11 protein-coding genes are annotated in these 14,460 nt (G+C 66.7%); 9 read left to right on the forward strand and 2 right to left on the reverse strand.

Annotated elements, in window-relative coordinates:
- Positions 1-188: 188 nt before the first annotated feature.
- The 7 genes from ACFE6Z_RS06135 to ACFE6Z_RS06165 all read left to right on the forward strand — a co-directional run bounded on the left by ACFE6Z_RS06135 (position 189) and on the right by ACFE6Z_RS06165 (position 10,163).
- Positions 189-2,159, forward strand: coding sequence for an amino acid transporter (locus ACFE6Z_RS06135; protein ID WP_375384824.1), 1,971 nt, complete (start codon positions 189-191; stop codon positions 2,157-2,159).
- Between the two features lie 235 nt (positions 2,160-2,394).
- A complete protein-coding gene (gene kdpF, locus ACFE6Z_RS06140; RefSeq protein ID WP_375384825.1) occupies positions 2,395-2,484 on the forward strand; it encodes a K(+)-transporting ATPase subunit F in 90 nt (29 codons plus the stop codon).
- Entirely contained in the window at positions 2,484-4,157 is a 1,674-nt protein-coding gene (gene kdpA, locus ACFE6Z_RS06145) for a potassium-transporting ATPase subunit KdpA (protein ID WP_375384826.1), read from the forward strand. Before kdpF ends, kdpA begins: the two co-directional genes overlap by 1 nt.
- 3 nt (positions 4,158-4,160) lie before the next feature.
- Entirely contained in the window at positions 4,161-6,311 is a 2,151-nt protein-coding gene (gene kdpB / locus ACFE6Z_RS06150) for a potassium-transporting ATPase subunit KdpB (protein WP_375384827.1), read from the forward strand.
- A 27-nt stretch (positions 6,312-6,338) separates the two neighbouring features.
- Positions 6,339-6,953: a K(+)-transporting ATPase subunit C gene (kdpC, locus tag ACFE6Z_RS06155; RefSeq protein WP_375384828.1), complete on the forward strand. Its 615-nt coding sequence runs from the start codon at positions 6,339-6,341 to the stop codon at positions 6,951-6,953.
- 67 nt (positions 6,954-7,020) lie between these two features.
- Positions 7,021-9,477, forward strand: a complete 2,457-nt coding sequence (locus ACFE6Z_RS06160) for an ATP-binding protein (protein ID WP_375385000.1) — start codon at positions 7,021-7,023, stop codon at positions 9,475-9,477.
- Positions 9,474-10,163 carry a response regulator transcription factor gene (locus ACFE6Z_RS06165; RefSeq protein ID WP_375384829.1) on the forward strand — a complete coding sequence of 230 codons (690 nt, stop codon included), beginning with the start codon at positions 9,474-9,476 and terminating at the stop codon, positions 10,161-10,163. The genes ACFE6Z_RS06160 and ACFE6Z_RS06165 overlap by 4 nt, the downstream gene beginning before the upstream one ends.
- On the opposite strand, the gene ACFE6Z_RS06170 is transcribed toward ACFE6Z_RS06165, so the two are convergent.
- Together ACFE6Z_RS06170 and ACFE6Z_RS06175 are read right to left on the reverse strand one after the other, a co-directional pair.
- Entirely contained in the window at positions 10,160-10,480 is a 321-nt protein-coding gene (locus ACFE6Z_RS06170) for a hypothetical protein (RefSeq protein ID WP_375384830.1), read from the reverse strand. The two genes, ACFE6Z_RS06165 and ACFE6Z_RS06170, sit on opposite strands and share 4 nt — an antisense overlap.
- A 5-nt stretch (positions 10,481-10,485) precedes the next feature.
- Complete coding sequence (locus ACFE6Z_RS06175) at positions 10,486-11,649, reverse strand: anion permease (protein ID WP_375384831.1); 1,164 nt, start codon at positions 11,647-11,649, stop codon at positions 10,486-10,488.
- A gap of 222 nt (positions 11,650-11,871) precedes the next feature.
- Between ACFE6Z_RS06175 and ACFE6Z_RS06180 the strand changes: the two genes are divergently transcribed.
- Together ACFE6Z_RS06180 and ACFE6Z_RS06185 are read left to right on the forward strand one after the other, a co-directional pair.
- Entirely contained in the window at positions 11,872-13,515 is a 1,644-nt protein-coding gene (locus ACFE6Z_RS06180; protein ID WP_375384832.1) for a SulP family inorganic anion transporter, read from the forward strand.
- 76 nt (positions 13,516-13,591) lie between these two features.
- Positions 13,592-14,425 (forward strand): transglutaminase family protein, encoded by an 834-nt coding sequence (locus ACFE6Z_RS06185; protein WP_375384833.1) that lies wholly within the window; start codon positions 13,592-13,594, stop codon positions 14,423-14,425.
- The last annotated feature ends 35 nt before the right edge of the window (positions 14,426-14,460 follow it).

Consider the following 14,460-nt stretch of genomic DNA (forward strand, 5'->3'; position numbering starts at 1 on the left):
ACTTTTCGAGCGGTCGGACGATAAAGGGGGCTCCGGTCTAAGGGAGGATGTTCGTGTCATGGATCCAGTTCTAATCCCGCCGGGCGCCGCTGTCTCCGCACCTAACGGAACCCATGCAGGCAGGTGTCATACTCGTTCCGTCGAGCAAGTCGCCCCTTGTTCCGCCGCCAGTGAGAGTGTGAGGCCGGATGTCTGAGTCGTCTTTAGAGCGGTATGCGACCGAAGATCCGCTCAGTCGCAGACAACGCGCGCGCCGGTGGCTGCTGGAAGGGCTCGTCGACAGCAAGGGCACGCACCAGGGTCCGCACGCGCGGACGACCGAGCGAACCCACTCCTGGTGGCAGGTCATGTGTCTGACGGGTGTGGACTACTTCTCCACCCTCGGTTACCAGCCGGCGATCGCAGCCCTGGCCGCCGGACTCCTCTCGCCATTGGCCACGATCGTCCTGGTACTCCTCACGCTTTTCGGCGCTCTGCCCGTGTACCGGCGAGTGGCGCGCGAGAGTTTCAAAGGGTCGGGCTCGATCGCGATGCTCGAGCACCTGCTGCCCTGGTGGGCGGGCAAGGTGTTCGTGCTGGTCCTGCTCGGATTCGCCGCAACCGACTTCATGATCACGATCACTCTGTCGGCAGCGGATGCGACTGCCCACGCGGTCGAGAACCCGTTCGCTCCGGAGTGGTTCAGCGGCAGCGAGGTGCCCCTCACGCTGATGCTCATCACTCTGCTGGCGCTGGTCTTCCTCCGCGGGTTCCGCGAAGCAATCGGGATCGCGGTCGTCTTGGTCGCTGTCTTCCTCACGCTGAATCTCGTGGTCATCCTCGTCTCCTTCGCGCACTTGGGAGACAACCCGATGGTCGTGACCGACTGGTGGACCGCGCTGAATACGCAGTACTCGAGCCCGTGGATGATGATCGCCGTCGCGCTGATCGTCTTCCCCAAACTGGCGCTCGGGCTCTCCGGATTCGAAACGGGTGTCGCAGTGATGCCCCAGATCACCGGTGCCCCGACGGATCGAGCAGACGAGCCCGTGGGAAGGATTCGCCGCGCAGGCCGCCTGCTGACGACCGCCGCGATCATCATGAGCGTTTTCCTGATCACCTCGAGCATCGTCACGACCCTTCTGATCCCGCAGCAGGAGTTTCAGCCGGGCGGAAGCGCCAACGGCCGAGCCCTGGCGTACCTCGCGCATGAATATCTCGGCGACGGGTTCGGCACCGTTTACGACATCAGCACGATCTGCATCCTCTGGTTCGCAGGGGCCTCGGCAATGGCCGGGCTGCTGAACCTGGTCCCGCGATATCTGCCTCGCTACGGGATGGCTCCGCAATGGGCGGCTGCTGTCCGGCCGCTCGTCCTGGTCTTCACGGCGATCGCCTTCCTGATCACGATCATCTTCAATGCGGACGTGGATGCTCAGGGCGGCGCCTACGCGACCGGTGTGCTGGTGTTGATCACCTCCGCATCTGTCGCGGTCACGATGTCCGCGCTGCGCAAGAAGCAGCGCAAGCGCACCTTCGGTTTCGGGTTCATCGCTCTGGTGTTCCTGTACACGACTGTGCTCAACGTGATCGAGCGACCCGACGGCATCCGCATCGCCCTGCTCTTCATCATCGGCATCCTCGTCATCTCCGCGATCTCTCGTGTCGTCCGGTCGTTCCAGATCCGGGCCACCACTGTCACGTTCGATCAGACGGCGCTCGGGTTCATCAACGACGACGCCGAACTCGGTGAGATCCGCATCGTCGCCAACGAACCCGACGATGGAAGTCCCGAGGAATACAAGGCGAAGAACGATGCCGAACGCCTGTACTCCCACATCCCGGGCACCGCGAAGATCACCTTCCTCGAAGTGCACCCCACCGACTCGTCCGAGTTCGAAGAAGAACTTCTCGTCACCGGAGTGGAGAAGTTCGGGTACCGAGTCCTGGTCGTCAACAGTGCCAATATCCCGAACACCCTTGCGGCTGTTCTGCTGGAGATCCGCGACCTGACCGGAGTGATCCCCAGCGCCTATTTCGAGTGGACGGAAGGCAACCCCATCTCCAACATGGCCAAGTACCTGTTCTTCGGCTCGGGTGAGGTCGCACCCGTGACCAGAGAGGTCCTTCGCGAGGCCGAACGAAATGCGAAGCGGCGGCCGACCATCCACGTCAGCTGACCCGAGCGTGTGGCTTGCGTTAGCTTCGGCGGCTTCGCCGTATGCATTTCGTTAGGACGTAGTTCTCGCCGTGCGCGGGAGTGTTTGATCGGGAGTTGCGCCTAGCTGGTGCGCGGGTCCGTGTGGAACCGCAGTCCGCCCGATCGGAGTTTCCTGTGCTTGACATCGTCTACGTGCTGGGCGTCATCGTCCTGTTCGTGATCGTTGGCGTCGTGGCGAAGGCGGTGGAGAAGCTGTGATCGTCTTTGAAGCGATTTCTGCCGTCCTTGCGCTCGCGGCCATCGTCTATCTCGTGTTCGCTCTCGTGAAGCCTGAGAAGTTCTGATGGAGTGGGTTATCGGAATCGCCGCCCTGCTCACGGTCGCTGTCGTCCTCGGGCTCCTCTACCGGCCCTTCGGCGATTACATGGCGTGGGTTTACACCTCACGCAAAGACTGGAAGGTCGAACGGGGCCTGTACCGAGTGATCGGGGTCGACCCGAAGTCGGAGCAGACGTGGCAGGCATATCTGCGCGGCGTCCTGATGTTCTCGGTCGTCGGTGTCGTCCTCGTCTACCTCCTGCAGCGCACCCAGCAGTGGCTGCCCTACTCCCTGGGCCTTTCCGCCCCGAGCGAGCACTTGTCGTTCAACACCGCCGTCTCGTTCGTGACCAACACCAACTGGCAGTCGTACTCGCCGGAGCAGACGCTCGGCTACACGGTGCAGTTCGCTGGTCTGGCCGTGCAGAACTTCGTTTCCGCTGCCGTCGGCATCGCTGTCGCGATCGCGCTCGTTCGCGGATTCGCCTACCGGCGGTCCGGCACGATCGGAAACTTCTGGGTCGACCTGGTTCGCGGCTCGCTGCGTATCCTGCTCCCGATCTCGGTGATCAGCGCCATCGTGCTGATCATCGGCGGCGTGATCCAGAACTTCAACGGATTCACCGACATCACCACGCTCTCCGGCGCCGCCCAGTCGATCCCCGGTGGTCCGGTCGCGTCCCAGGAGGCGATCAAGCTCTTCGGAACGAACGGTGGCGGATTCTTCAACGCCAACTCGGCCCACCCGTTCGAGAACCCGACAGGCTGGACGAACCTGTTGGAGATCATCCTCATGCTCCTCATCCCCTTCACGCTGCCGCGCACGTTCGGCAAGATCGTGGGAGACAACCGCCAGGGCTACGCGATCCTCGCGGCGATGAGCATCCTCTTCCTGGTGTCTTTCGCCGCCATCACCGCCTTCGAGCTCGCGGGCAATGGCACCGCGCCGATGCTCGCCGGCGGGGCCATGGAAGGCAAGGAGACCCGTTACGGAATCGCCGGCTCCACCCTGTTCGGCACCACGAGCACACTGACCTCCACGGGTGCGGTGAACTCGATGTTCGATTCGTACACCGCGCTGGGTGGGATGATGCCGATGCTGAACATGATGCTCGGCGAGCTCGCACCGGGTGGCGTGGGCAGCGGCCTCTACGGGATCCTGGTGATCGCGGTCATCGCCGTCTTCATCGCCGGACTGCTCGTCGGCCGCACGCCGGAGTACTTGGGAAAGAAGATCGGTCCGCGGGAGATCAAGCTCGCCAGCCTCTACATCCTGGTCACGCCGTCACTCGCGCTGATCGGTGTCGCGCTCAGCTTCGCGATTCCCGGGGTGCGTGAGGACGTCTCGACGACATCCATCTGGAACCCGGGCGTGCACGGCTTCTCCGAGGTCCTCTACGCGTTCACCTCCGCGGCGAACAACAACGGTTCGGCGTTCGCAGGGATCACGGCCAACACTCCGTGGCTGAACACCGCGTTGGGTGTCGTGATGCTCTTCGGCCGGTTCATCCCGATCGTGCTGGTCGTGGCTCTGGCCGGGTCGCTGGCCCAGCAGGACAAGGTCCCGACCACGGTCGGAACCCTGCCCACCCACCGTCCGATGTTCATCGGACTGCTGATCGGCGTGATCCTCATCGTCGCCGCGCTCACCTATTTCCCTGTTCTCGCGCTGGGTCCCCTGGCGGAAGGTCTGATGTAACCCATGTCCACTCTCACTCACACTCCTGCACCGGCAGCGTCACCCGCTCCCGCCCGTCGCGGAGGATTCACCTGGGCGCAGGTCTGGGCATCCCTTCCGGGCGCGTTCAGAAAGCTGAACCCGCGCGATCAGTGGCACAACCCGGTCATGTTCCTGGTATGGGTCGGCGCGGTCCTCACGACGGCTCTGGCCATCGCCGAGCCGTTCATGGGCGGACCGACTGAATCCGGCGGTGCCGCGGTGCCCGCCTCGTTCACGTGGATCATCGCGGCGTGGCTCTGGCTGACGGTGCTGTTCGCGAACATCGCCGAATCCGTGGCCGAGGGCCGCGGCAAGGCGCAGGCAGACACGCTGCGCAAGACCCGCACCTCGACGACGGCGCACCGGCTCGCCGGATATGACCCCGCCACCGATCAGGGTGCGCAAACGGCGCCGGTGGAGGACGTCGCTTCGTCGGAGCTGCGCCTCGGCGACATGGTCGTCGTGACGGCGGGGGAGCTGGTTCCCGGTGACGGTGACATCGTCTGGGGCATCGCCTCGGTCGATGAATCGGCGATCACCGGAGAGTCCGCGCCCGTGATCCGGGAATCCGGGGGCGACCGTTCGGCGGTCACCGGCGGTACTCGGGTGCTGTCGGACCGGATCATCGTGCAGATCACGTCCAAGCCGGGTGAGACGTTCGTCGACCGGATGATCGCTCTGGTCGAGGGTGCAAGCCGACAGAAGACACCCAACGAGATCGCGCTGAACATCCTGCTCGCGTCGCTGTCGATCATCTTCGTCGTCGTCGCGCTGATCCTGAACCCCGCAGCCTCGTACGCCGCCAGCCCGGTGAGCATCACCGTCCTGGTGGCTCTGCTGGTCTGCCTCATCCCGACCACCATCGGCGCTCTGCTCAGCGCGATCGGTATCGCCGGCATGGACCGACTCGTGCAGCGCAACGTGCTCGCCATGTCGGGCCGGGCGGTCGAGGCGGCTGGTGACGTGACGACGCTGCTGCTGGACAAGACGGGCACGATCACCTACGGCAACCGTCGTGCGTCGGCGTTCGTGCGTCTCACAGGCGTTACCGAGCAGGATCTCGTTCGCGCGGCCGCGTTGTCGTCGCTGGCCGATCCCACTCCGGAGGGCAAGTCGATCGTCGAACTCGCCGCCGAAGAGGGAGTGGACGTCGGTACCACGGCGGCGGGCGAGATCGTGCCGTTCACCGCGCAGACCCGCATGTCGGGCCTGGACCTCCCGGATGGCAGCCAGATCCGCAAGGGCGCCGGTACCGCGGTCATCGGCTGGCTCGAAGCAGACGGGAAGCGCCTTGCCAGCAGCCTGCTCGCCGAGCTCGAAGAGCACACCGAGAGCGTCTCGCAATCCGGCGGCACCCCCCTCGTCGTCGCCACCAAGGCGCCGAATGGAGAGGGTCGGATCCTCGGTATCGTCCACCTGAAGGACATCGTCAAGGACGGTCTCACCGAGCGGTTCGCGGAACTCCGGTCGATGGGCATCCGCACGGTGATGATCACCGGCGACAACCCCCTGACTGCGGCGGCGATCGCGAAAGAGGCCGGCGTCGATGACTTCCTCGCCGAAGCCACCCCGGAGGACAAGCTCGCCTACATCCGCAAGGAGCAGGAGGGCGGCAACCTGGTCGCGATGACCGGTGACGGCACCAACGACGCACCTGCGCTCGCTCAGGCCGACGTCGGGGTCGCGATGAACTCGGGCACCTCGGCCGCGAAAGAGGCCGGCAACATGGTCGACCTCGACTCCGACCCGACGAAGCTGATCGACATCGTTCGGATCGGCAAGCAGCTGCTGATCACCCGTGGAGCACTCACCACCTTCTCCATCGCCAACGACATCGCGAAGTACTTCGCGATCATCCCGGCGATGTTCATGGGAGTGTTCCCGGGCCTGGGCGTACTGAACGTCATGGGGCTGCACTCGCCCGCCTCGGCCGTGCTGTCCGCGGTGATCTTCAACGCGATCATCATCGTCATCCTCATTCCGCTCGCGCTGCGCGGTGTCAGATACCGGCCCGCGAATGCGTCGCAGATCCTCGGCCGCAACCTGACGGTCTACGGCCTCGGCGGGCTCGTCGCGCCCTTCATCGGGATATGGCTGATCGACCTTCTCGTACGCCTCATCCCCGGCTTCTGACGCAGAACCGGCAAAGGAGTCATTGACATGAACACATCCACTCGCTCGACCGGTCGCACCCTCTGGGTCGCGATCCGCGCCATCGCCGTCTTCACCGTCCTGATCGGCGGGGTCTACACGTTCGCCATCACCGGCATCGGCCAGCTGATCATGCCCGCCCAGGCGAACGGGTCGCTGGTCACCAACGCGGACGGCGAGGTCGTCGGCTCCGCGCTGATCGGCCAGGCCTTCTCCGACGCGGACGGCAACCCGCTTCCGCAGTACTTCCAACCGCGGCCTTCCGCCGCCGGTGACGGGTACGACGGCGCGAACTCCTACGGCTCGAACTACGGCCCGGAGAACGAAGACCTGATCGCCGCGATCACCGAGCGCAAGACGCAGATCGCCGAGTTCGACGGGGTGGCGGAGGATGAGATCCCGGCCGACGCGGTCACCGCCTCAGGGTCGGGCCTGGATCCGCACATCAGCCCCGAGTACGCAGCCATCCAGGTGGCACGCGTCGCGGAAGCCCGTGGTCTTTCCGCCGACGAGGTCCGCGATCTCGTCGCGGCGCACACCCAGGGTCGCGATGTCGGATACCTCGGCGAACCCACCGTCAACGTCCTGCAACTGAACCTCGCTCTGGACGAGCTGGACGGCTGACGTGCACGCACGGGGACGGCTGCGGGTGCTTCTCGGGGCCGCCCCCGGCGTAGGCAAGACCTACACGATGCTCGAGGAGGGCAAGCGCCTCCTCAGCGAAGGCAAAGACGTGGTGGTCGCGGTCGTGGAGACCCACGGCCGCGCCGCCACGTCGGCGATGACCGCGGGGCTCGAGATCGTTCCGCGCAGCACCGTCGGGCATCGCGGCGTCGAACTGACCGAGATGGACCTCCATGCGGTCCTCGCCCGCAGACCCGACATCGCACTCGTGGACGAACTCGCCCACACGAACGCCCCCGGCTCGCGCAACGAAAAGCGCTGGCAAGACGTCGAGGAGCTGCTGGATGCCGGCATCCACGTCATCTCCACCGTCAACATCCAGCACATCGAGTCGCTCAACGACGTCGTCGAGCAGATCACCGGCGTCCCCCAGCGAGAGACCATCCCCGACCAGATCCTCCGTGGCGCCGACCAGGTCGAGGTCATCGACCTCGCCCCCCAAGCACTCCGCGACCGGCTCGCCGGTGGCGTGGTCTACCCCGCCGAGCGGATCGACGCCGCCCTGTCGAACTACTTCCGACTCGGAAACCTCACGGCTCTGCGCGAACTCGCGCTGCTCTGGCTCGCCGACGAGGTCGACTCCGCGCTCAAGAACTATCGCGCTGAACACGGCATCGACAGCAAATGGGAAGCCCGAGAACGAGTCGTCGTCACCCTCACCGGCGGCGCCGAAGGAGAGACGCTGCTGCGGCGTGGCGCGCGGATCGCCGCGCGCTCCTCCGGAGGTCAACTGCTCGCCGTGCACGTCACGAGTCAAGACGGACTCCGCTCGACCAACCCCGCCGCCCTCGCACAGCAGCGGGCCCTCGTGGAGAAGCTCGGCGGCAGCTACCACCAGATCGTGGGCGACGACATCCCCACCGCGCTGGTGGAATTCGCTCGGTCCGTGAATGCCACCCAATTGGTCCTCGGCGTCAGCCGCCGCAGCCGCCTGTCGGCCCTGGTGACCGGACCCGGGATCGGGGCGACGATCATCCGCGAGTCGGGTGACATCGACGTCCACATCGTCACACACGCCGCGGCAGGAGGCCGGTTCGCGCTCCCCACCGTCGGGGGCGCCCTCACGCTTCGCCGGCGGATCGCGGGGTTCGTGCTCGCCCTGGCCGGCGGACCGCTGCTGACGTGGATGCTGGTGAGTCTCCGCAGCGACGAGTCGATCACCAGCGACGTACTCGCCTACCAGCTGCTGGTCGTCGTGGTGTCTCTCGTCGGCGGTATCTGGCCGGCGCTGTTCGCCGCCGTGCTCTCCGGGCTCACCCTGGACTATCTCTTCATCGAGCCGTACTACACGGTCACCATCAGCGACCCCCTGCACCTGCTCGCCCTCGCCCTGTATGTCGTCATCGCCATCCTCGTCAGCGTCATCGTCGACCGCGCGGCGCGAAAGACCCGCGCAGCCCGCCGTGCGGTCGCTGAGTCGGAGATGCTGCAGACCATCGCGGGCAGCGTTCTGCGCGGGGAGGGCGCGGTGCAGGCCCTCCTCGACCGCACTCGCGAGGCCTTCGGACTCGCCGGGGTCCGCCTCGTCGGGCGCGGCGGCGAGGTGCTGGCGCACAGCGGAGAGCCCCTGCCCGACGACAGGCACACCGCATTCCCCATCAGCGACAAAGCGCAGCTCGAGCTGCACGGCAACGATCTGAAAGCATCCGAACGGAAGCTGCTCGCAGTGGTCGTCGCTCAACTGGGGGCCGCTTTGGACCACAGCGATCTCCAATTGGCCGCCAGCGAGGTCGAGCCGCTCGCCGCCTCGGAGCGGGTGCGCAGCGCGCTGCTGTCCGCGCTCAGCCACGATCTGCGGCGACCGCTGGCCGCGGCGACGGCTGCGGTCAGCGGCCTGCGCGCGGCGCGAGGATCACTGAGCGAACACGACAGCGAAGAACTTCTCGCCACCGCCGATGAGAGCCTCGACGTTCTCGCCAGCCTGGTGAACGATCTGCTGGATGTCAGCCGGCTCCAGGCCGGCGTGCTGGCGATCACGACATCGCCCGTCGACCCTGCCGACACGATCGTCCCGGCCCTGGACGAACTCCACCTCGGACCCGACCAGGTCGAGATCGACTTCCCCTCGACCCTTCCGCTGGCCTCGGCCGATCCCGTCCTGCTGCAGCGCGTGATCGTCAATCTCCTCGCGAACGCGGTACGTCACTCACCCGACCAGAGCCGGGTCCGCATCACGACCAGCGCGTTCGGGAACGCCGTGGAGATCCGCGTGATCGATCGTGGTCCCGGCATCCCTGCCGAAAGACGAGACGATGTGTTCGTGCCCTTCCAACGCCTCGGCGACACCGACAACACCACCGGACTGGGGCTCGGCCTCGCTCTGTCGAAGGGCTTCGTCGAGGGGATGGGAGGCACTCTCACCCCGGAGGACACTCCCGGTGGGGGGCTCACCATGGTCGTCTCCCTGCCCGTCGCAGAGGTCGACCGCACGTGGGGGAGCAGTGCGGAAAACGGACGGCCATGAAGATACTGATCGCCGATGACGACCCGCAGATCCTGAGGGCACTGCGAATCACCCTGACCGCGAAAGGGTACGAGATCCTCACTGCGGTTGACGGGGCTCAGGCCATCGCGGCGGCGATCGATCACCACCCAGACGTGTTCCTTCTCGATCTCGGGATGCCGGAACTCGACGGCATCGAAGTCATCCACGCCGTTCGAGGCTGGTCGGAAGCGCCGATCCTCGTGGTCTCAGGCCGCACGGGCGCGGCAGACAAGGTGGAAGCGCTGGATGCCGGTGCCGACGACTACGTCACCAAACCGTTCTCCGTCGAAGAGCTGCTCGCCCGCATCCGCGCCCTCACCCGGCGGCTTCCCCAACAGGACGCCGACCCGATCATCTCGTTCGGGGACGTCTCGGTCGACCTCGCAGCCCGCAGCGTCGTCAAGAAGGTGGATGGCGAGACCACCCACGTCCGATTGACACCGACCGAGTGGCAGGTGCTGGAGCTGCTCATCCGCAATCCCGGGCGACTCGTCACGCGCCAAACGCTGCTCACCAGCATCTGGGGATCCGAACACGTCACCGACACCGGATACCTGCGCCTGTACATGTCTCAGCTGCGCAAGAAGCTCGAACCCGATCCCGGCAACCCTCGTTTCCTGGTCACCGAAGCGGGCATGGGCTACCGGATGCAGCTGGGGAGCTAGTGGTGGAACGCCGGGATGATCAGGTAGATCCCGTAGACGGTCGCGGAGATCCCCACGGCGTAGAACACCCATGCGCCGATCGTCGCGGGCACCGGCCGAGCTGAGGTGCGCGGTGCGGCGACGGCGTCCGGACCGTCGGGGTCGGCCCCGTCCGGCATCCGGATGTCGGGTGCTCCCACGGCCAGGAGCCGTGTGGCGAGCGCGAACGAGGCGACGATCACCACCGTGGCGATGAGGCTCGCGACGAAGACGAGGCCGATCGAGGCCCAGTCGACGCCGAGCCACTGTCCGCTGCCGGATGCTGTGTGTACGTGCATCGTGATCACCGTGCCTTTCCGGCCGAAGCCGCGGGGGTGGGAGCGGGCTCGTCTTCGGGATCGTCATTGACGTTCGACGAGGTCACGGGCTTGCGCCGCGCCAGGTAGAAGAACAGGAGGCTGACGGCCACACCGACGACCGCGACGATGATCAGACCCAGCGTGCTCGAGCCGCCGATCCAGGCCGCGAGCCCCCCGACCACGGCGGCAGCGGGCATCGTGAACACCCATCCGGTCGCGATGCGCCCCACCATGGGCCACCGCACCGACGCGAGGCGCTTGCCGAGCCCGGCGCCCACCACGGCGCCCGAGGTGACCTGCGTGGTCGAGAGCGGGAAGCCGAGGCTCGAGGAGGTGAGGATGGTCGCGGCCGAACTCGTCTCGGCCGCGAAGCCCTGCGGAGCCTTGATGTCGGTGATGCGCTTGCCGACGGTGCGCATGATCCGCCACCCCCCGAGATAGGTGCCGAGCGCGATGGCCAGCCCCGAGGCCACGATCACCCAGACCTGCGGGCCGGTGCCCGCCTCCTGGTAGCCGGCGACGATCAGGGTGAGCGTGATGACGCCCATCGTCTTCTGCGCGTCGTTGGTGCCGTGGGCGAGCGAGACGAGCGAGGCCGACACCGTCTGGCCGCGCCGGAACGCCGTGGTGGAACCGGCGACGGTGGCCATCTTGGTGATGCGATACACGAGGAAGGTCGCGACCAGCGCGATGAAGGCGGCGATGAACGGGGAGAGGAGTGCCGGGAGGATGATCTTCGAGACCACGCCGCCCCAGTTCACGACGTCGAATCCGGCACCGATGATCGCGGCGCCGACGAGTCCGCCGAACAGCGCGTGGGTCGAGCTCGACGGAAGACCCAGCCACCAGGTGCCGAGATTCCAGATGATCGCCCCGACGACGCCGGCGAAGATCATCGACACCGATATCTCGGGAAGACCGGCGCTGTCGTTATTGAGGATGCCGTCCGAGACGGTCTTGGCGACCGCGGTGGACAGGAACGCCCCCACGAGGTTGAGCACTGCGGAGATCAGGACCGCGACCTTGGGCTTGAGGGCTCCCGTCGCCACGGACGTCGCCATCGCGTTGGCGGTGTCGTGGAAGCCGTTGGTGAAGTCGAAGAAGATGGATGCCGCGATCACGAGCACCACGGGGAAGAGCATTTCCACAGGCTTGCCTCCGTCAGATCGATTGACCCGGACCGGCGAGAGTCCCGCTGAAACGCTAGATCGACCGACGGCGGTGACGGCAGGGGTTCAGGCGAAAGTTCACTCAACGGCTACCTTCTGGGTCGGTGTCGAGGCCGCGCGAGGAACGGCTGCGGGCGATCATGGCTCGCCAATGGTGCGCCATTGGCAGGCATGACCGTCCGCCCTGCGTAGGCTCGGCCCATGACCACTCCGGTATCCGGGCGTGCGCGTGCGAGGTGGCTCCTTCCCACGCTGAGCGGATACCAGCGGGGCTGGATCGGCCCCGATCTGCTCGCGGGACTGTCGGCGGGGGCCGTCGTCATCCCGCAGGCGATGGCCTACGCCACGATCGCGGACCTCCCGCCCGAGCTCGGGCTGTACACGTGCATCGTGCCCATGCTGGTGTACGCGTTCCTAGGCGGCTCGCGGGCCATGAGCGTGTCGACCACCTCGACGATAGCCACTCTGACCGCCACGACGATGGTGACCGCCGGCATCGCCGCGGGGTCCGACGACGTGCTCGGCTCGGTCGTCACCCTGACGCTGCTCGTCGGTACCATCCTGCTGGGGTTGCGCCTGCTCAGGCTCGGCGCACTCGTCGAGAACATCAGCTCACCGACGATCCTCGGCATCCAGATCGGGGTGGGCGCGACGGTCGCGGTCGGCCAGTTGCCCAAGCTCCTCGGCGTGGACTCGGAATACTCCGGGCACGGCTTCATCCGATCCTTCGTCGCGGTCGGGGAGGCGCTCCCGAGCCTCAACCCGACCACGGTCGCGCTGTCGGTCGCGTCGATCCTCGTGCTCTACGGGCTCACACGATTCGCGCCGCGGTGGCCGTCCGCACTCATCGTCGTCGTGGGCGGCATCCTGCTCGCGGCATTCACCGGCATCCAGGCGGCGGGGGTCGCGCTCATCGCCCCGATCCCGCAAGGACTGCCGGCGATCCATCTTCCCGACCTCTCGCACATCGCGGTGCTGTTCCCCGGCGCCCTGGGCATCGCGGTGATGGCGTTCCTGGAGAGCATCGGCGTCTCGCGCGCACTTCGCCGTCTCGACGAACCGCAGATCGACAGCAATCAGGAGCTGCTCGCGATATCGGCCGCGAGCATCGTCGGCTCGTTCTTCGCGACGCTCCCCGCAGCCGGAGGGTTCTCGCAGAGCGCGGTGAACCAGAACTCCGGTGCCCGCAGCCAGGTCTCGGCGTTCACGACCGTCGCGCTGGCGGTGCTGGTGGCGCTCTTCCTCGGCCCGGTGCTGTCGCTCCTGCCGCAGGCGACCCTCGCGGCGCTCGTCTTCGTCGCCGTGGTGGGCCTGATCAAGATCGGCGACCTCGTGCGCCTCGCCCGGATCAGTCCCCGCGACTTCTGGATTGCCACGGTGACCGCGCTGATCGGCCTGACCGCGGGACTCCTCCCCGCTGTCGCGGCCGGCGTGGTCATCACCCTGGTGCTCGTGCTGCGCGAGCTCAACGTCCCGAAGCTCGACGTGCCCGCGCGCACCGACCACGCGATCGTCGTGCACATCGGACGAGGGCTCTACACGGCCAACGCACTCGAGAACGAGCGCGCAATCCTCGATCTCGCCGAGTCGCAGCAGCCGCCGATCCACGCGGTGGTGCTCGATCTCGAGCGTATGGAATCGGTGGGCATCACCGTCCTGGACGTGCTCGCCGACCTCGATCGCGAACTCGCCGGGCGATCGATCACGCTGCACATCGCTCGGCTTCCGGAGGGCGCTCTGCGCATCGCGGAAAGATACCCGTGGTACCGGAAGATTCAGGCGCAGGGCCGCACGCATCCGACCGGCGAAGATGGCTTGGCGGCAGCATCCGAGCCCCCGATCTGACCCGCCCACAGCCCGTGCCGCAAGATGGTCATCGGGTGCGGTCCGACACGCCGATCCGGCGTGCGAGGATACTTCGGTGCAACGCGTCGTGACCGCCGAACTCGACCTCGAACTGGGGTCGTCCGTCGACCTCATCTTCTCGATCACGGCGGCGCAGCCGGTGCCCCTCTCTAGCGAGACCCTGACCTTCACGCAAGGCGACCGTGAGTACACCCCGACCGAGATCGTCGACCAGTCCGGAAGCCGCCTGCACCGCCTGACGGGCGAGGCAGGGCTGCTCGAGGTCAGGTACGAGGCGACCGTCGAGGGCGTCGCGACCACCACCCGCACGAGCGATCTCGAGGCGATCACCTACCTTCGCCCGAGCCGCTACTGCCAGTCCGACGAGGTGTTCTCGCAGGCGCGGCGTCAGTTCCGCGGCCTTCACGGCGACGATCTCATCTCGGCGGTCACCGAGTTCGTCTCGACGAGCGTCACCTATACGCCCGGGTTGAGCCTCGGCACCGACAGCGCGGTCACCACTCTGATGACCGGACAGGGCGTCTGCCGCGATTACGCACACGTCGTCATCGCGCTCCTGCGAGCCATGGATATGCCGGCCCGCTACGCCGCGTGCTTCGCGCCGGGGCTGCAGCCCATGGACTTCCACGCCGTCGCCGAGGCCTACCACGACGGCGCCTGGTACGTCATCGACGCGACCCGGCTGGCCGACCGCCGCTCGCTCGTGCGGATCGCGACGGGGCGGGATGCCTCGGACTGCGCGTTCCTGACCTACCACGGCGGGCACGTCGGGCTCTCGCGCATGCGCGTGGACGCCTGGACCATGCCCGAATCGGCATCGGCTGACGGCATGGCCGGCGAGCAGGCGAGCGCGGAGGACGACCACCTCGCGCTGGTGCAGATCGCGTGACCCGCGGGCGGTCGGATGCGCCGAACTAGACTGGT

Source organism: uncultured Microbacterium sp. (genome assembly GCF_964244775.1).
Lineage (GTDB): Bacteria > Actinomycetota > Actinomycetes > Actinomycetales > Microbacteriaceae > Microbacterium.

What these genes read in the sequence shown, in the direction of transcription:
- ACFE6Z_RS06135 (WP_375384824.1), top strand. Translation starts at nt 189, where the DNA reads ATGTCTGAGTCGTCTTTAGAGCGGTATGCGACCGAAGATCCGCTCAGT.
- kdpA (WP_375384826.1), top strand. Translation starts at nt 2,484, where the DNA reads ATGGAGTGGGTTATCGGAATCGCCGCCCTGCTCACGGTCGCTGTCGTC.
- kdpB (WP_375384827.1), top strand. Translation starts at nt 4,161, where the DNA reads ATGTCCACTCTCACTCACACTCCTGCACCGGCAGCGTCACCCGCTCCC.
- kdpC (WP_375384828.1), top strand. Translation starts at nt 6,339, where the DNA reads ATGAACACATCCACTCGCTCGACCGGTCGCACCCTCTGGGTCGCGATC.
- ACFE6Z_RS06160 (WP_375385000.1), top strand. Translation starts at nt 7,021, where the DNA reads ATGCTCGAGGAGGGCAAGCGCCTCCTCAGCGAAGGCAAAGACGTGGTG.
- ACFE6Z_RS06165 (WP_375384829.1), top strand. Translation starts at nt 9,474, where the DNA reads ATGAAGATACTGATCGCCGATGACGACCCGCAGATCCTGAGGGCACTG.
- ACFE6Z_RS06170 (WP_375384830.1), bottom strand. Translation starts at nt 10,480, where the DNA reads ATGCACGTACACACAGCATCCGGCAGCGGACAGTGGCTCGGCGTCGAC.
- ACFE6Z_RS06180 (WP_375384832.1), top strand. Translation starts at nt 11,872, where the DNA reads ATGACCACTCCGGTATCCGGGCGTGCGCGTGCGAGGTGGCTCCTTCCC.